The sequence below is a fragment of the Aliivibrio logei genome, assembly GCF_001691055.1.
In the GTDB taxonomy this organism is placed as follows: Bacteria; Pseudomonadota; Gammaproteobacteria; order Enterobacterales; family Vibrionaceae; genus Aliivibrio; species Aliivibrio salmonicida.
This window is the reverse complement of record NZ_MAJU01000008.1, coordinates 481,833-501,194: the sequence shown is the minus strand read 5'-3', so window position 1 is coordinate 501,194 and position 19,362 is coordinate 481,833. Positions and strand designations below refer to the sequence as shown.

Sequence of the window (19,362 nt, the reverse complement as noted above, 5' to 3'; positions counted from 1 at the left end):
AAATGACAAACATACCAACAACGATGACTTTTTTTGAGCGTTTTGAATCAGATATTATGTCGGGCAAAAAAGTAATTACAATTCGAGATGAATCAGAAAAAGATTATGCGGTAGGTTCTGAGGTTTCAGTCAGCACGTATGAAGACAATCGTTATTTTTGTCGTTTAGCAATTGATAGCGTTACTCCCATTACGTTTGATGAATTAAACCAATATCATGCCGATCAAGAAAATATGACATTAGATGAGTTAAAACAAATTATCGAAGAGATTTATCCAAACAAAGGTCAACTTTACGTAGTTTCTTACCATTTAGTTTAACGATTACTTATATAGGATAAATAATGGAACTGTTATCCATTGATTTTCTTGGACAGCCATTGCGTTTAGAAGGCTCAATGGCTGGCTGGCAGCAAGTGTTTTGGAGTAATACATTAGTTGCTCAACAGGCGGCATCCGCGGATCATCAAGATCTATTTATACACGAATTTAAATTGAATCAAGGTGAGACGATAGTAACGTGTCGTTTAGAAGCGAAAGTCACTTGGCAACCATTTTTGATCGAGTATCGTGCAAGCGTTGATGACCAGTTGATCGCAGAAGGCTCTCGTAATACAAAAGACATTGAGCAACAAGTACCACATGAGCCAATAAAAGCAGAGCGCCGGTTTAGTTTGATCGGGCTTGTGTCATTAGGCATGAAAGCATTAAAAAGCGTTAAACTGGTTAAAGTTGTATTAGCGTCAGCCAGTATTGCAGCTTACTCATGGTTATTTTCTATTGAATTTGCATTATCACTGATAGCTTGCCTAGTGTTTCATGAATACGGTCATATTCGTGCGATGAAATACTTTGGAATGAAGACGAAAGGGATTTATTTGATCCCATTTTTAGGGGGATTAGCACTCAGCGATGAGAAAATAAATACACGTTGGCAAGATGTTGTTATTTCGATTATGGGACCATTTTTTGGTTTGATACTGTCGCTGATTTTAATTGTCGTATATTGGATAACAGGAGAGATGTTCTTTGCGGGTCTTGCTGTATTTAATGCATTCTTAAACCTCTTTAATTTACTGCCCATTTTACCCTTAGACGGTGGACACGTATTAAAAAGTGTTAGCTTCTCTATGAACAGCAAAGTTGGTATTGCATTGTGTGCTTTAGCTGCCATTGGTGGGATAATATTAAGTTACCAATTAGGCCTCGCTCTTTTTGGTTTCCTACTTATTATGGGGAGTTTAGAAATCGTTTTTGAGTGGAAGCAACGTCATCATAGTCATTTGTTGCCTTTAGATAAATATGGACAAATTGTTTCATCAGCTTGGTATGTCGGGCTTGTCAGTTCGTTAGTTGGTATTATTTGGTATTTTGCAAGTAGCGGAGATGCTTTATTACAACTGCCAATGCAGATTTTAGGAACGTAATAGTAAGAAGCCTATTTTAGAATATAAATGAGAAGCCCAAGAAGGGCGCATAGAAAGGATAAAAGGATGTTTAAGAAATTAAAGGCGTCATTAGGTATAGGTGCCGCAAAGGTAGATACCATTTTAGAAAACCCTGAATTGTTCCAAGGTGATACATTAATAGGTACGGTTCATATTCAAGGGGGAGATATTGAGCAAAAAATTGATGCAATCCATTTGAAGCTGAATACTGAAATCAAAGTAGAAAATGACAATGGAACTAGCTATCAAACATTAACCCTGTTTCATACTCAAGCCGTGAATCCATTTGTGATTCAAGCTGGGGAGACTCAGGAAATGAAATTTACAATTAAGTTGCCAGATGAAACTCCGATTACAGCGCTTAATGTGAACAATAACCATTGTGATGTTTGGGTTGAAACCGTATTAGACATTGATTTTGCTATTGATCCTACGGATCGTGATTTATTAGTTGTTAAGCCAATGCGAGTTGCTGCAGCTATTATCAGCCAAATCGAACAGGCTGGGTTTAGTATGGTAAAAGCGGATGTAGAGCAGGGGTTCCTAAATGGAGGGCACTTTAAGTCACATTCTGGTGGTTACCAAGAGATCGAATTTAAAAGTAATGGTTTCATCAACAAGAAAGAAATAGAACTATCATTTGTTCTGGATGGTCAAGTTCTTCACTGTTTAGCTGAAGTGGATCGTTCGATGGGCTTTAATCGTGGTGACCAATATGCTTCTTTTTCATTAAACGTCAATGCGTCAAGTGCTGATATCCATCATGCTGTACAGAAGATATTACGTGTGTAGCTAAGCACGATTGTATTTTTACCATAAAAAAGAATCGATGTCATTTTTGTGATCTCGATTCTTTTTTGCATTAGGCACTCAAGAATCGTACAATAATCGGCTTGTAAGTGTCCCGACCTTTGTGTGGTTGATTGATCCTTACATCATATATAGACAATCTATTATTTCGTTTCATTAATTTTTAGCATGTGTCGCTTCGTGTGCGACACCACTGTAAAGGATAAAACATGCCTGTAATTACTCTTCCAGACGGTTCTCAACGTCAATTCGATAATGCTGTTTCTACTATGGATGTTGCTGCTGACATCGGTCCAGGTCTTGCGAAAGCTTGTATCGCTGGCCGTGTTGATGGTGTTCGTGTTGATGCGTGTGATTTAATTGAAAATGACGCACAACTTGAAATCATCACAGCAAAAGATGAAGACGGTTTAGAAATCATTCGTCACTCTTGTGCGCACCTTTTAGGTCACGCAGTTAAGCAACTTTTCCCAGAAGCGAAAATGGCGATTGGTCCAACTATCGATAACGGTTTCTACTACGACATCGATATGGAGCACTCTTTAACGCAAGACGATCTTGATAAGATTGAAAAGCGCATGAAAGAGCTTGCGAAAACTAAGTACCAAGTAATTAAGAAGAACGTAAGCTGGCAAGAAGCTCGCGATGCATTCGATGCTCGTGGCGAAACTTACAAAATTGCAATCCTTGACGAGAACGTTTCTAAAGACGACCGTCCAGGTTTATATCATCATGAAGAATACATCGACATGTGTCGCGGTCCTCACGTCCCTAACATGAGCTTTTGCCAGAACTTTAAAATTCTGAGCGTAGCGGGTGCATACTGGCGTGGTAACAGCGACAACAAAATGCTGCAACGTATCTACGGCACTGCATTCCAAGATAAGAAACTGCTTAAAGCACACCTTATCCGCCTAGAAGAAGCGGCAAAGCGTGATCACCGTAAAATTGGTAAGCATCTTGACTTGTTCCACATGCAGCAAGAAGCGCCAGGTATGGTTTTCTGGCACCACAACGGTTGGACTATTTTCCGTGAGCTAGAAGTTTTTGTTCGTGAAAAACTAACTGAATACGATTATCAAGAAGTAAAAGGCCCATTAATGATGGACCGTGTACTTTGGGAGCGTTCAGGACACTGGGACAAATATGCAGAAGCGATGTTCACAACAAGCTCTGAGAACCGTGAATACGCGATTAAGCCAATGAACTGCCCAGGTCATGTTCAAATCTTTAACCAAGGTCTGAAGTCATATCGTGATTTACCACTGCGTATGGCTGAGTTCGGTGCGTGTCATCGTAACGAACCATCAGGCGCACTACACGGCATCATGCGTGTTCGTGGCTTTACTCAAGATGATGCTCATATCTTCTGTACTGAAGCTCAAGTACAAGATGAAGTAAAATCATGTATTGAGATGGTTTACGATACATACACGACATTTGGTTTTGAAAACATTGTTGTTAAATTGTCTACGCGTCCTGAACAACGTGTTGGTTCTGACGAAATGTGGGACAAAGCAGAGGCCGATTTACAGCTTGCTCTAGAGTCAATGAACATTGCTTATGAGATTCAAGAAGGTGAGGGTGCGTTCTACGGACCGAAAATTGAATTTACTTTGCATGATTGTCTGGACCGTGCGTGGCAATGTGGTACAGTGCAGCTCGATTTTGCATTACCAGAGCGTTTAGGAGCAACTTACGTAGGTGAAGATAACGAACGTCACACACCAGTGATGATTCACCGCGCGATTTTAGGTTCACTTGAGCGCTTCATCGGTATCCTAATTGAAGACTACGCAGGCTTTTTCCCTACATGGTTGGCGCCAGAACAAGCGATTGTGATGGGCATTACAGACAAACAAGCTGATTATGTACAAGAAATTGCAAAAAAACTGCAAAAAAATGGATTTAGAGTCAAAGCGGACTTGAGAAATGAGAAGATTGGCTTTAAAATCAGGGAACATACTTTGAAACGTGTTCCGTATATGCTTGTTTGTGGTGACCAAGAAATGGAAGCTGGCGAAATTGCAGTACGTACGCGTAAAGGTAAAGATTTGGGTAAATTTAAAATTGATGATTTTGTTGCATTCCTGCAGCAAGAAGTTAGTACCCGAACGCTCAATACTGTGGAGGAATAAGGTATTAAAGGCGGAAAAAGAGCCCAACAGCCGGCAAAACAAAATGCTCATCGTCTAAACGGTGAAATTATTGGCGTTAAAGAAGTGCGCCTTACAGGTCTAGATGGCGAGTCAGTTGGCGTCGTTTCACTAAATGAAGCGTTAGACGTTGCACTTACAGCAGGTGTCGATCTAGTTGAAATCAGCCCGAATGCCGAGCCACCAGTCTGTCGTGTGATGGACTATGGCAAATTCCTCTTCGAAAAGGCCAAGGCTGCTAAAGAACAGAAGAAAAAACAGAAACAGGTCCAAACTAAAGAAATTAAATTTAGACCTGGGACAGATATTGGAGACTATCAGGTAAAACTACGCAACCTGACTGGTTTCCTGGAAGAAGGCAACAAAGTGAAGGTAACAATTCGCTTCCGTGGCCGAGAGATGGCTCACCAAAACATCGGTGTTGACGTTCTTAATCGTTTGAAAGCGGATACTGAAGAATTTGCAGTAGTCGAATCATTTCCAACGAGAATTGAAGGTCGCCAGATGATTATGGTGTTAGCCCCTAAAAAGAAGTAATTTAGTGCATTCAAGTAGTAAAGTGGGGTAGCTGCTCGCAGTTATCCTGTTTTATTCGCCTAATTACTATATGTTTAATCACGCAACAATGCGGAGTTATATTCATCATGCCTAAGATGAAATCAAACAAAGGTGCTTCTAAGCGTTTTAAGAAAACTGCTGGTGGTATCAAATTTAAGCACGCTACGAAACGTCACATCCTGACTAAACGTACGACTAAAAACAAGCGTCAGCTTCGTCCAAACTCTCTACTTGCAAAGTGTGAAGTAGCAGCAGTTTTACGTATGCTTCCATACGCATAATTTTTTAGTTAATTTATTATATTTAGTTTAGGAGAGACACAATGCCTCGCGTAAAACGTGGTGTACAAGCTCGTGCACGTCATAAGAAAGTACTGAAACAAGCTAAAGGTTATTACGGAGCACGTTCACGTGTTTATCGTGTAGCTTTCCAGGCAGTTACTAAAGCAGGACAATATGCTTACCGTGACCGTCGTAACAAAAAGCGTGTTTTCCGTCAACTTTGGATCGCTCGTATCAATGCTGCTGCTCGTCAGAACGGCCTATCTTACAGCCGTTTCATTAACGGTCTTAAGAAAGCATCTATTGAAATCGATCGTAAGATCCTAGCTGACATCGCTGTATTCGACAAAGTAGCATTCGCTGCTCTTGTTGCTAAGGCGAATGCTGCTCTTTAATTAGAACAGTAATAAGGCTTTAAGACTAATTGAGGAGAGCACTAGCTCTCCTTTTTTTATGCCTGTTATTTGACTTTAATGCATAAGAGATTAAGCCGCATAAACAACGGGGAAATTAAGGGTAGGGTGTGCTTGAACGAATGTCTTGTGCCCATAAACGTGTTCAATCATGGTTGGTGTAATAGCTTCCCATGGCGTCCCATCAGCTTGTAATGTACCATCTTGCAACACAATAACTCTATCTGAGTATTGAGCTGCTAAGTTCAAATCGTGTAATACAATAATCACTGCAGCACCTTCATTTGCAAGCTCTTTAGCTAAACGTAACGTATTATGTTGGTGTGACAAATCTAATGCAGAAGTTGGTTCATCAAGCATAACAATTTTTTGCTGTTGAGATTGGCTGATTTGAGTTAAAACCCTAGCAAAATGAACGCGCTGTTTCTCTCCCCCTGAAAGAGAAGGGTATAGTCTATCTGCTAAATGATGTATTCCTGTTTTTTCCATCATTGTTTGAGTAATGACCCTGAGATCTTTATTTGACAACGCCAATGGTAATCCACCAAGCTCAACAACTTCACTGACGGTAAAAGCAAAAGAGAGAGAACTCTGCTGAGGTAATACGCCGAGTCTTTTTGCTAATAAAGAAGGCTCCCATCTTCCTTTCTCTTTCCCAAAATACGAAATATTGTTAGTTGAACTCATTTCATTGCATAAGATTTTTAAAAGAGTACTTTTACCTGCACCATTAGGCCCAAGTAGTGTGGTTACCTCTCCACAATGAAGATCAAGATTAAGATCATCTAGAATTAATTTATTATTTAAATAGCAGGTAATGTTTTTTGCTGAAATAGCGGTAGAGATGGGATTCATGAGAACTTTCCGCGCTGAGTAAACAGTAAATATAAAAAGAAAGGAGCACCAATAATAGCGGTTACAATGCCGACAGGTAACTCTGCAGGGCTGACAGCAACACGAGCGAACATATCAGCACAGGTAAGTAATAATCCGCCTAATAGAGCTGATAATGGTAACAAAGTACGATGATTAGGGCCTGTCATCATACGACCTAAATGCGGAATGATTAAACCAATAAAGCCAATCATGCCAGATAAGCTAACCGTAATACCAATACCGATAGCGCTTAAAATTATCATTCGCTTTTTTAAAGACTGTACATTAATACCTAAATGTTTTGCTTCAGCTTCACCGAGTAATAGCGCATTTAATCCCGCTGCATTTTTCATGAAAATAGTGAGTAATATGACTAAGCCCAAAAAGGCGAGGAGTAGATCTTGCCAAGATGCACCTGCCAATGATCCCATTGACCATAATGACAAATCTCGCAGCATTTGGTCATCAGCGATAAAATTCAAATAGCCAATCCCCGCACCAGATAATGCACTAATAGCAACCCCAGCCAATAGCATAACCGTAATCGAGGTTCCAAACTGACTCGTACCTAATCGATAAACGATAACGGTTGTTAATGCCCCCCCTAAGAAAGCAAACATTGGGATAGCAGCAAAGTTCATAAAAATAGGGTAGTTGGTACTGATTGATGAAAAAGAAACAATGGCTAATGCCGCTCCAAGGGCTGCGCCTGCAGAGACTCCAATAATGCCAGGTTCCGCTAATGGATTACGGAACAAGCCCTGCATTACTACGCCAGAAATCGCCAAAATAGCGCCGACCAACATACATAATAATGTTCTTGGTAACCTAACTTGATGAATGATTAAATCAATATGAGCAGGGATATTTCTGGTGCCCGGTAATAAGCTACTAAAGCTATCAGCCAACGTAATATTCATTGGTCCAACGGCGATAGAGGATAATGTGGTTAAAAATAAAATGCTAAAACCAATGAGCATTAATTTTGAAAATGAGAGATATTTTAAAAACATAATTTAATTCTGCAGGGGATAAAGAAGAGAATTTAAGCGAGCGGCTTCATCTAAACTGGCAAGACCGAGTCCACCAACAAGTGCAGATCCATTAATGGTTATAATTGCTTTATTAATGCCAGCAGGCGTTGATGCTAATGTCGGTATTGATTTTAAAATATTATCGATGCCTTTTAATTTTTTAAAACTACGGTTGCTCACTAAAATCACATCAGGCTGCATTGCTATCATGGCCTCAATGGATAAAGGCTTGAATGAGGATAATGATTTGCTTGCAGGGTTAATGGCACCCGCTAATTTGATTATCTCATCAACCGTGGTTTCTTTTCCTGCAACATAAGGCGCTCTTCCTTCATGCAGTAATAGAAATAACACTTTTTTTTGTTGTGCTTTATTTGGAATCGTTTTTTCTAACTGATTAACTTGTTGGTGTACTTTCTGTTTAATAATGTCTGCTTGAGATTCTGTTTGTGTTAATTCTGCAATTTCATCAATGCGTTCCAATAATCCTTCTATTGTCGGTGTTGTATTTACAATATTGACGTTAGTCCCAGATTGACTGAGAAGATCCAATGTTGATTTTGGCCCCATTTCATCAGAACCGATAATTCGTGTGGGTTGTAATGCTAACAGCCCTTCAGCTGAAAGTTGTCGGTGGTAACCGATTTTAGGCAATGCTTCGGTTTGCGAGTTACGACTTGTGACATCAACAGCGATTAATTTATCTTGAGCATGTAAGGCGTAAATGAGTTCAGTTACGCTGCTTCCTGCACTAATAATGCGTTCTTGTGCCATCGAGTAAGAAGAGAAAAATAACAGACTGATTGCGAAGAGATTTTTGCTTGCTAGCAATGAGGTATAAGGTTTAGTTTGCATGTGTTTTTTCATCCATTAAAATTTGAGTCGCTTTAATTTTATTGTCTTGTAAAAAGGCGAGTAACTTAATCATATGTTGTATTTCCGCCGTTTTATCTGAAGCAATAACAACTTGAAAATCTGGTTTTTGAGTTACTTTCTTTAACAGGGCTTGAGTGAAATGTTCCCAAGAAGGATAAGGTGTACCATCAAGCCCCCAATAAGGTGGATTTTCTAATATGTTGATAGTAAAAGACTTACTATCAACATTAGAGATAGATTCACTTTCTGCAGAAGGTAAGCTGACTTCTAATGATTGCAATTTTACTGTTGCGGTTAATAATAAAAATACCATGACAATAAAAATGATATCGAGTAATGGTGTGAGGTCAGGTTGAAGATTATCTAACTCTTCTTGTCTATTGGATTGAATCATTAGATAGCCTCTATTGAACGTAATGATGCCTCTTGTTCATTTTTATTTTTCATGGGTGCCACCCCCTCAATCCACAGATTTGTGACATTTAATGAATACTCTAGTTTAGATAGAATGTTATCTGCCCATAGTCCAAGAAGTTGTGAACCTGAAATAGCAGGCACTGCAATGATTAGCCCTATCGCTGTTGTTCTCATTGCAAAGCCCAACCCATCAGCAAGAATATTAGGAGTGATGGATCCCGTCGTTGCCGCTACTTCTTTAAACATATCAATAAGTCCAAGAACGGTTCCAAGTAGACCAAGTAGGGGAGTTATTACGCCGATAAGAGAAAGAAGTCTTAAACCTGAACGAAGCTGATGTCGCTTTTCTTGTAGCCATAATCCTGCGACGTCTTCTCGTAACGCTTTATCAAAATGACGATGGGCTAACAACATTGCGTTGCCTTTGGCCGATAACGCTCGTTGTGAATTCAAAGTAGCGATAATATTATTGATCTCTTTATCATCGTTTTTATTTAACTTTTTATAAGAAAGTGCAATTTTTCGGTGGCTACATCCAGAAGAAAAAAGCAAATGGAGAATACGTTCGGCCAATAATATGAGGGTAAGAACGGAGCAGATAAACAATGGTAATGCCATCATTCCAAGTTGTGAATAAAGGTTGATAAAACCAGTCATGATAACTTCCTATGACTTATTTAAAGAAAAACGAACAGGGATCTGCACACGATGTGCAATGGCCTGACCGTCAATAATTTGAGGGGAAAATTGCCAATTTTGAATCGCTTTTAGAGCAGCGTCATCAAGAATTCCAGTACCTGATGACGTAATTAATTCTTGTTTTATTTGCTTACCTTTTTCATTTAGCCAAATTTCATAAAGCGCAGTGCCTTCTATTCCACGGCGTTGGGCTATTCTTGGATACCTTGGTGCATCAGGCTTAGTTACAAAACTGGGTTTTTGAATAAGTTGTGGTTTTTCAGTTACCCCTGATTTAGACACAGACGCCGTTTGGTCTGGTGTGTTCTTTGAGGTGTTATCTTCTTTATTGACCTCTTTTAATGCCGTGTCTTGTTTCAATTTTACGTTTTCTTGTTTCGCGAGAGATTCTGATTTTTTAGTGATGTTTGGTTTATTAATTACTGCTTTTTTTGGGGTTGGTTTTGTTTTCTTTTTTATTGTTTTTTTTGGGAGCGGTTTTTGAACTGGTTTTTTTTCAATGGATTTAGATTTTTTGGGTTTCAAATCCGTTTTCGCTTTTGACATTGAAGGTGAGCTTGGCGTAACAAACTGAATATTTACCTGAGAAGATTGACTACCGGTAGGCATGGCAAAAGCTTGTTTGCTAGGAACAGACCAGATAACTGCAATATGTACAGCAAGGGAGAGCCCAACAGCAATGAAATAACGACAATTAAGCACAATAAACTCCACGCAGTGATGTTGTATTAATAATATGTTTATTATCAATCAAAATCGAAATGAGATCAATTATCAATTGCATTCTCAATAAGAAATAATTTATCATTCATTCCAGAGACGAAGCTCTTAGTAGTTAAGGGGCTGAGAAATTAGAATGAAAGCATGAAAAATCAAATAGATATATCAAGTTTAGATACTTTAATATTGGGTGAGTCTACACCTGAGCCTTTACTTTACGCATTCCAACGTAAATCATCAGCGCATGCAGGTGGAGAAAATACGCCAATTTCAAGTGATTTATATGAAGAAAAAGCGAAGGAAGTTCTCTCAAATACGGAAGGATTAGCCGCAACGAGATGTTTATATATTCATATTCCTTTTTGCCGAGTTCGTTGTACTTATTGTAATTTTTTCCAACACGCCTCAAGTAAATCATTAGTGGAGAGTTATTTTGATGCCTTAATGATTGAAATTAAATGGAAAGCCCAACAGGCTTGGACGCAAGCTGCTCCTTTTCATGCCGTCTATGTTGGTGGGGGAACCCCAACAGATTTGTCTACCCAACAAATTGAATTATTAGGAAAGGCGGTTCGTACTTATTTCCCACTAACCACGGATTGTGAAATTACTTTAGAAGGGCGTATTAATCGATTTGATGAAGAGATGTTTGAGCGCTCTCTTGAAGGTGGTTTTAATCGATTTTCTTTTGGTGTTCAAAGTTTTAATACTCAAGTAAGAAGATCAGCCAAAAGGCTTGATGATAAAGAATATGTATTACGCCGAATTCAAGAATTAAGTAATAGTAATCAAGCGCCTATCGTACTTGATCTATTATATGGGCTTCCTTTTCAAACAAGTGATATTTGGCAACAAGACTTAAATGATTTTCTTGAAACAGGGGCTCATGGTGTCGACTTATATCAATTAATTGAGATGGGTGGGACACCAATGAAGGGAATGATCGAACAAGGGAAATTGCCACAACCTGCGAGCACAGAAGAAAAAGCGTATATGTATAAATATGGTGTTGAATTTATGAGTAAACACCATTTAAACCGACTGAGTGTTAATCATTGGGCGAGCAGTAATAGAGAGCGAAGTATCTATAACAGCCTAGCTAAAACAACGGCAGAAGTTCTTCCTATTGGGTGTGGCGCAGGGGGGAATGTTGGCGGGATCGGAATGATGCAACATCGAACATTAAATGCTTATATTGATGCTATTCAACAAAAGACACTTCCAATCGCCATGATGACTCGTTCGTCTAAGAATTCAGCATTAAATGCGATGATTAAAGCGGGTTTTGATCATGGTGTTTTATCTCGTCATACCTTACTGCAATACAACAATAAAGATGTCTTTGGTTTTCTTATGCCATTATTTATGCATTGGGAAAATAACGGCTTGGTTATTGTTGAAAACGATTATTTAAGTCTAACGTTAGCAGGACAGTTTTGGTCAGTAACGTTGGCACAAAGTGTTATTACCGCACTTCAACATGCTCAACGACACATTCAAGCCGCTTAAAATAAAGAAAGAGAGATATTGTGAAAACAGAAATACTAGCGCTATTTGAAAATGATCCATCTTTATTACCTAGTGAGATGGCAAAACAACTCTCAACAGAGAATCGATTAGTTTCTGAAGGGGAAGTGATTAAAGCATTACCTCATCATATTGTAACGTTAGTTGCAGGAGAAGAAGCTCAAACTATTTTGGAAGGGTTAGTTGGTTTTGGGGATGTAACGACGATTGTTCATTCTTTTGGCTCTATTTTTGAGGTTAAAGCCCCATTCCCGAAAGGAAAACTAGCTCATGGTTACTATAACTTAATGGGACGTAATGGCGAGTTACACGGTCACTTAAAAATAGACTTAATTATTGATATTGCTCTAGTGAGTAAACCATTTAGAGGATCTGAAAGTCATTATTTTGGATTTTTTGATAAAGAAGGAAATTCTATATTTAAGATATATTTAGGACGAGATAAAAAACGTCAATTACTTCCTGAACAAGTCCGTGCTTTTTGTGTCTTAAAAGAAAAATACGCATAAAAATAATTATAGAAAGGAAAGTCAGATGAACCAAGACATCAAAAAAGAACGTTTACAAAATCGTTTAGAACCAGAAATTCAAGAGTTTCGTGATTCCAAAAAAACACTTCAACTTGCTACGGTTGATAGCGAAGGAAAGCCAAACGTGAGTTATGCACCTTTCGTATTACTTAATGATGGTTACTACGTGTTAATTTCAGAAATAGCGCGTCACGCTCGTAATTTAATGCAAAATACAGACGTATCTTTAATGCTTATTGAAGATGAAGAATCGTCAAAATTACTTTTTGCTCGTAAGCGTTTAACTTTTGATGCGACAGCCATTTTAATTGATCGTGATGAAGATAAATGGCAAGAAGCCGTAACTCAAATGAGACTTCGTTTTGGTGAAATAATTGACGGGCTTAGCTCACTAGAGGACTTTAAAATGTTTCGTCTTAAGCCAATTAAGGGCTTGTTTGTAAAAGGTTTTGGTCAGGCATTTCAAGTAAGTGGTGATGACTTAGTGGATTTTGTCCATTTAGAACAAGGTCATAAAAAGCACGAAAAAGCGTAATTGGCCTCCAATATATAGAATGAACATCAGCCCAAGTATTCGTACTCGGGCTTTTTTATTATAGAAAAGTGAGGTAACTCTAGAAAATAAAACATACTTTTCGCATGAGTAATATTGGCATACTTTTTAGTTTGATTCGTTTTCAAGCGCGAGGTTGGATCTGATCGCATATTCTTTAACCAAAATAGAAACCTTATGTATTACTGATATTATTTAGCCATAAATTCAATAAGTTATTGATTATTTTGTTATTTATGGGTGAAGGTTAAGAGTCATGAAACAAAATGCTAACCAAGAAAAATTTGAACTTGATATAGCAACAATAGATTTACCGCTGCAAGTTTATGAATTCTCTGGAGAAGAAAAACTAGGGGAGGATTATTATTTTGATATTACCTTTATTTGTGAAGATCCTGATGTAGATCTTGCAGCATGGCTACAACTACCAGCACGACTTTCGTTGCATCATAATAATGATAAAACCCCAAGGTATGTTCATGGCATCATTGAGTTCATAGAGCAGTTAGCCACTTCGTTTCGTTACAGTACCTACAAACTTAAATTAACGCCCATTTTTAACTTATTAAGTTATAGAACGCATTTTCGAATCTTTCAGAAACAAACTATCCCAGATATTATTACCGCTGTATATCAAGATGCAGGGATACAAAACAATCATTTTTCTATGGAGCTTTTTAGTCCGCATTTATCCCGAGAATACTGTGTGCAATATGGTGAAACAGATCATGCTTTTATTAAGCGTCTTATGGCTGAAGAGGGCTTGGTTTCATTTTTTGAACACTTGGAAGTGAATTCAACACTTATTATTTCTGATGGTTCTGAAGTTTATACAGAACTTCCTCCATTACGTGTGGTTTCTGAAAGTGGTATGGCCAAAGAGAGAGACACAATTATGTCTCTTGTTAAAAAGCAGAAAGTAAATACTGGTAAGGTCTCAATACGTGATTATGTATTTGAAAGACCGAAGTACTCGTTATCAGAAACGGTAGACCACATTAATGGAACTGACGAAACGAGTGAATCACCATTAGAGCAGTACTCTTACCAACCAATTCATGCCTTTTCTCTCGATGATAGAAAGCATGCTATCAAAGAACAAATAAAACTAAAATTAGATCAACAAAGATCGACGTCTTTAGAGTTAATAGGTATCAGTGATAGCGCTCAATTACGTGTCGGTTATTTTCAGCCAATTCAATCTTATACGAATGAATCATGGAATAGCACATGGTTATTAATAACAGTAAAGCATGAGGGTAAACAACCTCAGGTATTAGAAGAATTGGCCGATGGGGTCTCAAATTATAAGGCCGAATTTACGTGTATTCCTTGGATGACGTCTTTTAAATTGACTGCACAAGCTAAGCCTCGCATTAAAAACATTGATACTGCTATTGTTACTGGTCCAAAGAATGAAGAGATTTATTGTGATGAATTTGGTCGAGTTAAAGTGCAATTCCATTGGGATCGAAATGGACAAAGGAATGAGACCACAAGTTGCTGGGTAAGGACATCTCAAGGTTGGGCTGGAAATCAGTATGGCCAATTTGTATTGCCTAGAGTTGGGCACGAAGTGCTCGTTACTTTTTTACAAGGAGATCCAGACAAACCATTAATTACGGGCTCTCTTTATAACGGAGACAATAAGCCACCGTATGCATTACCTGAGCATAAAACAAGAAGTACGTTTAAGACATCGAGTTCTATCGGTGGCGATAACTTTAATGAATTACGTTTTGAAGATAAAAAAGATAACGAACATATTTATATTCACGCTGCAAAAGATCTAGATATTCAAATTAAAAATAATCAAACCACAGAAGTCTTCAAGGATGATCATAAAGTCATACATCAAAATCAATTCGTTGAAATCAAAAAAGACAGCCATCGTACCGTTAATGGTGACCAATTTACTTCGATAAAAAAAGACACACATCAGCAAATATTAGGATCTGAATACGGTAAAGTGAGAGAAAAAAAGCTGATAGACATAGGCAGCGAGTTACATATTGATGTTGGTAATAAAATCATTTTAGAGGCAGGGACAGAGTTCACGATCTCTGCCGGTGGAAGTACATTAAAAGTAGATCCTGCCGGAGTTCATTTACTTGGGGCTGCTATTAATTTAAACGCAGGAGGAAGTGCAGGAAGCGGCAGTGGATATGCGGGTATTACAGCAACCCAACCCGTCATGAAGCAGAATGAAATGACAGGCAGTGTGGCTGAAACCGCAACAACCTCTGAACATACAAGAAGTAAAATTGATACGCCTCATCAGATAGAGGCATTTAAAACATCGGATCCGGTGTGTGAGGAGTGCGAACAAGAGCAGGGGCAAGAATGATGAAATCTACGTTCTTTGATACTTTGAATATTGATGACTTCACCTCCTTTTATTTGATGCTAGACACAAGTCAGAGTGTTGACGTATTAAAAGAATTATATCAATTAGATACAGTAGTAGAGCAAGAACCGCTGTATTTGTATGACCCTTGGGATGATTTGATATCTGTCTCTCCCTATTTAGTCAAAGCAACTCCGGATATTGCACAGTGGTTTGAAAGCCAACGTGGTCAGCTAGACGGTTTCTTATTCAGTTCGGCGTTAGATCTAGAAAGCCTTGCAGAACATTTTAGAGGTTTGATTAAGGTTCAATCGCCTTACGGTTCATCCATCATATTGAAATTAGCGCATTCAGGTTGTGCCAATGTTTTATTCTCAACAGGAACAGATTGGTATTGGCAACACATTAATGAAGTTTGGCTTCCATATAAAAAGGGATGGGTCCATTACTTATCGCCTTGCACTGAGATGAAAAGCGAGAAACCTTATCGTTTAACGGACGAACAATGGCAAGCGTTAGGAGAGTTAGCGACTGAAAATGCCTATGCCTATGTACTTAATCATGTGGAATATTTCTTCCCACATTGTTTAGAGGGCGTGATAGATAAACAAAAATGGATTCAGTATTGGTTCGATGCCGCTTATAGCAGAGGCTTTCAAAATGAGACTGAAGTCTGTCTATTTATGAATGTGATGGGATATTTAGGAAAAGAAGCGATCACAACCGATAAATACCCAAAAATCACCAAATTGATCTATCAAACATCGCAGCAAACCCCAGAACAAAGAATCAAACAAGCGGCGGATTTAGCCTATCAATATCGTCACTCTATGTAAAAGGATTTACAAGAATGAGCGAAGCAAACAATGCAGCCATGTGTGGCAGTAAAAAAGATGCGAAGAACCCAGTTGGGGCCTGCCCTGTAAAGTTTGGCGTTATTGATATCATTCCGGTTCGTTATGCGATTGATGATATGGATAATGAAGAAAAAGAGCAGAAACACCCATTACTTGATACCCATAAAGGTCACGGCTTTTTTGATGTTGTTCATTCAAAATATACATTAAGACAATTAAGAGACGGTTGGCTTTACGTTTATAGCAATAAAGACAAAACTTTTCATGAATATCAGGTGAAAGGACTCAATTTATTAAAGTGGATTGGGGCTCAAATGAAGCCGATAAAGCACCAGAAAAGAGAGGTTTAATTTTGAAATCAAAAAGGAACATACTTCTCAATGGAAAAGGCAATATCGAAATTTTGATGAAATTCGATGGAATGAACTGAATGAATACCTATTTGAACAATACGATAAATTATCAGAATTAGAAGCATTAAACAGTAAGTTAGTTTATCAGCATAAAGAGGTAACAGATGCCATTGAGCAGATGGGTATCGACCCTATGTATTTCGGGATTGATAACCAAACAGAGGTTGGTCAACGTTATTTATCTGAGTTATTTTCACCAATAACCGTCGAGCTTGTTCAATCGGGTTTTAATGTTCCGGAAATTAAGCATTATTTAGAAAAAATGTTAGATCTGAGTAATCCCAACAATTTATTAGCATTAGCCCCGTTTGCTTACTCAAAAGAAGTGGTGGATGAGTTAACCACTTACTCTGAAGGTGGCGCTGCACTTAATATGAGCAGTCCTAGTGACATGATCGCACTGCATACTCGATTATCAGAATTCGATACATTAACAGGTGACGTAAGAATTCAAGATTCTGATTGGTACAAGCTGCTTCATATCGATATTAAAGCCGTGTTTGCCGCATTTATTGCCAGTAATAAAACCAATCCGATATTGCAATTTCGACCTTCGATGGAGATGCTCAATGCAATCCAGCCTCGTGCTAATCAATTCAGTGCACTTAGCTTTATGGCTCGCTTCAGAGTTCTCATCATGGAAAATCTAGCAGATAGCAGTTTTATTGTTTCTGTAAACCCTAATTACCCTAAAGAACTGGCGGCATTTAATAAAAAATATGATCAATTCTTACTATCTAATAGTAAAACAATGGCTGCTATTATTCGGAAAGAACAATTTGCATCAGCGCTAGTACAAAAAGCGTCTGAGTTTATTTCAGAGAACATGCCTCAAATGCTTAAGGTTTCGCAAAATGGATCAATGTTAAATATAAAAGGAGCAATCAGTAAAGGTGTTGCAGACAGTTGGGCGGCTTATAGCAATACAAAAGCAGATCTTGTTAGTTTTTCGGAAAGGAAGTGGAAAGGATCTGCAAGTTGGAATGGGGTTGTTGCAGCATTAAATATTTGGAACTCAATAACCGTCTTTTCAAATTTACTCCAAAGAAACCAAGAGAGTAAGACGACAGATGAATATAAATCAGTCGCCGCAGAGGTTGTTTATACGGCTTCTTGGACTGTAAATGCGTGCGCTTTGGTATCAAGAGATGCTGTATGGGCAGAGGTAATGAAAGATAAAAAACTATTGAATAAAAACAGATATATTGCTCTGAAATCAAACAAAGAACTAATTACTAAATTTATTAACTTAACTAAGCTCGTTGCTGTTACTGGGTTAATCGCCAGTGTGTCTGAAATTTATTATATCTATCAACGCTTAGATAGCCCTCTCTTATCAAAAGAGGAAGTGCTAGCTGAAAAATTGAAAGTTATTTCGTTAATTGGGCAAGCTGGTATTTTTACAACTCAACTAATTTCATGTTTTATGAATGGTTCAATAGGCGCTATTTTTGCTCCTTGGATGGTTATTTGGTTAAGTGTATTTGGTATTGCTTATATTGCAGCAACGGTATTCATTAATATGTTTAAACGAACCGATATGGAGTTGTGGTTAGTGCAATCCATATGGGGAGTAAAGACGGCTAAGTGGTCACCAGAAATTGAACTAGTTAACTTGCAAAACATATTAAATAAACCAGTAGCCCAGATAGACACTGGAATAGTTAGAACGTATCAGGCAAGTACGTATTCAGACAAACAATGGACGTTAACGATTGAGTTACCTGATTACTTATCCAATAAATGGTTTGGAATTAAAGTAATTAAAAGCGCATCTAAAAAAGCAATAAAACATTATAATTTCATTGGAAATAAAGAGATGAGTCAATCAGAAGTAGAAGTCAATTTCACTAAAGTAAGTAATGATAATTGTTATGAAATGAAAATTGAACGAAACCATTCAGAAGATATTTCTAATATAACCATTTATTTAGATGTTTTAGCCAATAGAACACCTCATGTTATTTCTTATTCAGGTTTTCAAGGTGGTAGCGGGGATATAAAGCTAAATGTAAATAAGGTTACTTCATTTAATGATTATTCAAAAAAAGAAAACTTAGGTATGGAGATTGTGAGGTTAAATAATGCTAACTCATAAAGATATAGATAATACAGACAAAATAGAAACCATGAGAATGGATTTATACAACGAAGAAGTACTCTATGAGTATGAAACCATAGAGCATCAATATTTGGGGTATTTTGTGGCACTGTTATGTTCATTATTTATTTTTTGGATGTCGTATGATTCTAGTCATGATGGGCTTGATGTTGGAGAGATTATTATTTACGTAGGAGGTGGGCTTTTACTTAATTTGGTTTTTATTTTTTTTGCATCAGCCGATATAAAGCGGATTTACAAGTTCACTAAAAACGGAATATTAACCGAGCAGGCAGATGTTGTGCCAGAGTATGCTTATCAATGCATACGAATGATAGGTCGAGTGGGTGTTGTTGTATGTTTGATTGCAGTTGTTTTTGTTGGCCCTATGGCGTTCATTGGAGCTGGGGCAAGTGCGTTACTCTCATTCAAACTGGTTAACTTTAGGTTGAAACCTATGTTGTTTGAAACTTTGTATTTTGATGAAACAGTATTAATTAAAGCGTCGGATGTGAGTTATATATCTGTGATACCTAATGGAAAAATATCAGCCTCTAGAATGGGATTTTTTTGTAATAAAGAAAATGTAGATGATATTTTTAATATTTTAAAAGAATTCTATCCAAATGGTCATTTTTATGAGGTTGAGAGAGAAGATGATATTTATGAGCATGAAAAGTTTAAAGAGTTCTTACATCCAATGGATCTGGATTGATGTGAAATGGTATTGTTGAATCATAATAGTAA

General features: G+C 37.8%; 21 protein-coding genes. 15 read left to right on the top strand and 6 right to left on the bottom strand.

All coding sequences use genetic code 11. From position 1 onward, the window contains the following. Nucleotides 1-2 precede the first annotated feature (2 nt). From yqfB to rplT, 7 genes are all read left to right on the top strand, one after another. Nucleotides 3-320, top strand: coding sequence for a N(4)-acetylcytidine aminohydrolase (gene yqfB, locus A6E04_RS06465; protein ID WP_017020459.1), 318 nt, complete (start codon nucleotides 3-5; stop codon nucleotides 318-320). A 23-nt stretch (nucleotides 321-343) separates the two neighbouring features. Continuing rightward, complete coding sequence (locus tag A6E04_RS06460; RefSeq protein ID WP_017020458.1) at nucleotides 344-1,426, top strand: site-2 protease family protein; 1,083 nt, start codon at nucleotides 344-346, stop codon at nucleotides 1,424-1,426. 66 nt (nucleotides 1,427-1,492) lie between these two features. After that, the gene (locus A6E04_RS06455; protein WP_023603152.1) at nucleotides 1,493-2,239 is read left to right on the top strand and encodes a sporulation protein; all 747 of its coding nucleotides are present in this window, start codon (nucleotides 1,493-1,495) and stop codon (nucleotides 2,237-2,239) included. Between the two features lie 227 nt (nucleotides 2,240-2,466). Beyond that, nucleotides 2,467-4,395, top strand: coding sequence for a threonine--tRNA ligase (gene thrS, locus A6E04_RS06450; RefSeq protein ID WP_017020456.1), 1,929 nt, complete (start codon nucleotides 2,467-2,469; stop codon nucleotides 4,393-4,395). A gap of 3 nt (nucleotides 4,396-4,398) precedes the next feature. Beyond that, nucleotides 4,399-4,950 carry a translation initiation factor IF-3 gene (gene infC / locus A6E04_RS06445; protein ID WP_012550353.1) on the top strand — a complete coding sequence of 184 codons (552 nt, stop codon included), beginning with the start codon at nucleotides 4,399-4,401 and terminating at the stop codon, nucleotides 4,948-4,950. Between the two features lie 107 nt (nucleotides 4,951-5,057). After that, a complete protein-coding gene (gene rpmI, locus A6E04_RS06440) occupies nucleotides 5,058-5,252 on the top strand; it encodes a 50S ribosomal protein L35 (protein WP_012550352.1) in 195 nt (64 codons plus the stop codon). A gap of 41 nt (nucleotides 5,253-5,293) precedes the next feature. Further along, nucleotides 5,294-5,647: a 50S ribosomal protein L20 gene (gene rplT / locus A6E04_RS06435; RefSeq protein ID WP_012550351.1), complete on the top strand. Its 354-nt coding sequence runs from the start codon at nucleotides 5,294-5,296 to the stop codon at nucleotides 5,645-5,647. Between the two features lie 90 nt (nucleotides 5,648-5,737). Here rplT and A6E04_RS06430 read toward each other — a convergent pair whose 3' ends face one another. From A6E04_RS06430 to A6E04_RS06405, 6 genes are read right to left on the bottom strand one after another with little or no spacing between them, the layout of a single operon-like run. After that, nucleotides 5,738-6,520: a heme ABC transporter ATP-binding protein gene (locus A6E04_RS06430; RefSeq protein ID WP_017020454.1), complete on the bottom strand. Its 783-nt coding sequence runs from the start codon at nucleotides 6,518-6,520 to the stop codon at nucleotides 5,738-5,740. Beyond that, the gene (locus tag A6E04_RS06425; RefSeq protein ID WP_065610573.1) at nucleotides 6,517-7,554 is read right to left on the bottom strand and encodes a FecCD family ABC transporter permease; all 1,038 of its coding nucleotides are present in this window, start codon (nucleotides 7,552-7,554) and stop codon (nucleotides 6,517-6,519) included. The genes A6E04_RS06430 and A6E04_RS06425 overlap by 4 nt, the downstream gene beginning before the upstream one ends. Nucleotides 7,555-7,557: 3 nt before the next feature. Next, complete coding sequence (locus A6E04_RS06420; RefSeq protein ID WP_017020452.1) at nucleotides 7,558-8,430, bottom strand: heme/hemin ABC transporter substrate-binding protein; 873 nt, start codon at nucleotides 8,428-8,430, stop codon at nucleotides 7,558-7,560. Further along, nucleotides 8,420-8,845, bottom strand: a complete 426-nt coding sequence (locus A6E04_RS06415; protein WP_017020451.1) for an ExbD/TolR family protein — start codon at nucleotides 8,843-8,845, stop codon at nucleotides 8,420-8,422. The genes A6E04_RS06420 and A6E04_RS06415 overlap by 11 nt, the downstream gene beginning before the upstream one ends. Then, complete coding sequence (locus A6E04_RS06410) at nucleotides 8,845-9,525, bottom strand: MotA/TolQ/ExbB proton channel family protein (protein ID WP_017020450.1); 681 nt, start codon at nucleotides 9,523-9,525, stop codon at nucleotides 8,845-8,847. The genes A6E04_RS06415 and A6E04_RS06410 overlap by 1 nt, the downstream gene beginning before the upstream one ends. A gap of 9 nt (nucleotides 9,526-9,534) precedes the next feature. Next, the gene (locus A6E04_RS06405) at nucleotides 9,535-10,269 is read right to left on the bottom strand and encodes an energy transducer TonB (protein ID WP_065610571.1); all 735 of its coding nucleotides are present in this window, start codon (nucleotides 10,267-10,269) and stop codon (nucleotides 9,535-9,537) included. Between the two features lie 162 nt (nucleotides 10,270-10,431). Here A6E04_RS06405 and hutW point away from each other — a divergent pair, with 162 nt between their 5' ends. The 8 genes from hutW to A6E04_RS06370 all read left to right on the top strand — a co-directional run bounded on the left by hutW (nucleotide 10,432) and on the right by A6E04_RS06370 (nucleotide 19,330). Next, nucleotides 10,432-11,796 (top strand): heme anaerobic degradation radical SAM methyltransferase ChuW/HutW, encoded by a 1,365-nt coding sequence (hutW, locus tag A6E04_RS06400; RefSeq protein ID WP_065610569.1) that lies wholly within the window; start codon nucleotides 10,432-10,434, stop codon nucleotides 11,794-11,796. 20 nt (nucleotides 11,797-11,816) lie between these two features. After that, nucleotides 11,817-12,323 carry a heme utilization cystosolic carrier protein HutX gene (hutX, locus tag A6E04_RS06395; RefSeq protein WP_065610567.1) on the top strand — a complete coding sequence of 169 codons (507 nt, stop codon included), beginning with the start codon at nucleotides 11,817-11,819 and terminating at the stop codon, nucleotides 12,321-12,323. 25 nt (nucleotides 12,324-12,348) lie between these two features. After that, entirely contained in the window at nucleotides 12,349-12,879 is a 531-nt protein-coding gene (hutZ, locus tag A6E04_RS06390) for a heme utilization protein HutZ (RefSeq protein ID WP_012550343.1), read from the top strand. Between the two features lie 274 nt (nucleotides 12,880-13,153). Then, nucleotides 13,154-15,244 (top strand): type VI secretion system tip protein TssI/VgrG, encoded by a 2,091-nt coding sequence (gene tssI, locus A6E04_RS06385; RefSeq protein ID WP_065610565.1) that lies wholly within the window; start codon nucleotides 13,154-13,156, stop codon nucleotides 15,242-15,244. After that, complete coding sequence (locus tag A6E04_RS06380) at nucleotides 15,241-16,080, top strand: DUF4123 domain-containing protein (protein ID WP_244886257.1); 840 nt, start codon at nucleotides 15,241-15,243, stop codon at nucleotides 16,078-16,080. The genes tssI and A6E04_RS06380 overlap by 4 nt, the downstream gene beginning before the upstream one ends. Before the next feature lie 14 nt (nucleotides 16,081-16,094). Further along, nucleotides 16,095-16,451, top strand: a complete 357-nt coding sequence (locus tag A6E04_RS21475) for a toxin VasX (RefSeq protein WP_244886256.1) — start codon at nucleotides 16,095-16,097, stop codon at nucleotides 16,449-16,451. A gap of 196 nt (nucleotides 16,452-16,647) precedes the next feature. Continuing rightward, nucleotides 16,648-18,612, top strand: a complete 1,965-nt coding sequence (locus A6E04_RS06375; RefSeq protein WP_244886255.1) for a hypothetical protein — start codon at nucleotides 16,648-16,650, stop codon at nucleotides 18,610-18,612. Continuing rightward, the gene (locus A6E04_RS06370; protein WP_065610563.1) at nucleotides 18,599-19,330 is read left to right on the top strand and encodes a hypothetical protein; all 732 of its coding nucleotides are present in this window, start codon (nucleotides 18,599-18,601) and stop codon (nucleotides 19,328-19,330) included. The genes A6E04_RS06375 and A6E04_RS06370 overlap by 14 nt, the downstream gene beginning before the upstream one ends. Nucleotides 19,331-19,362 lie beyond the last annotated feature (32 nt).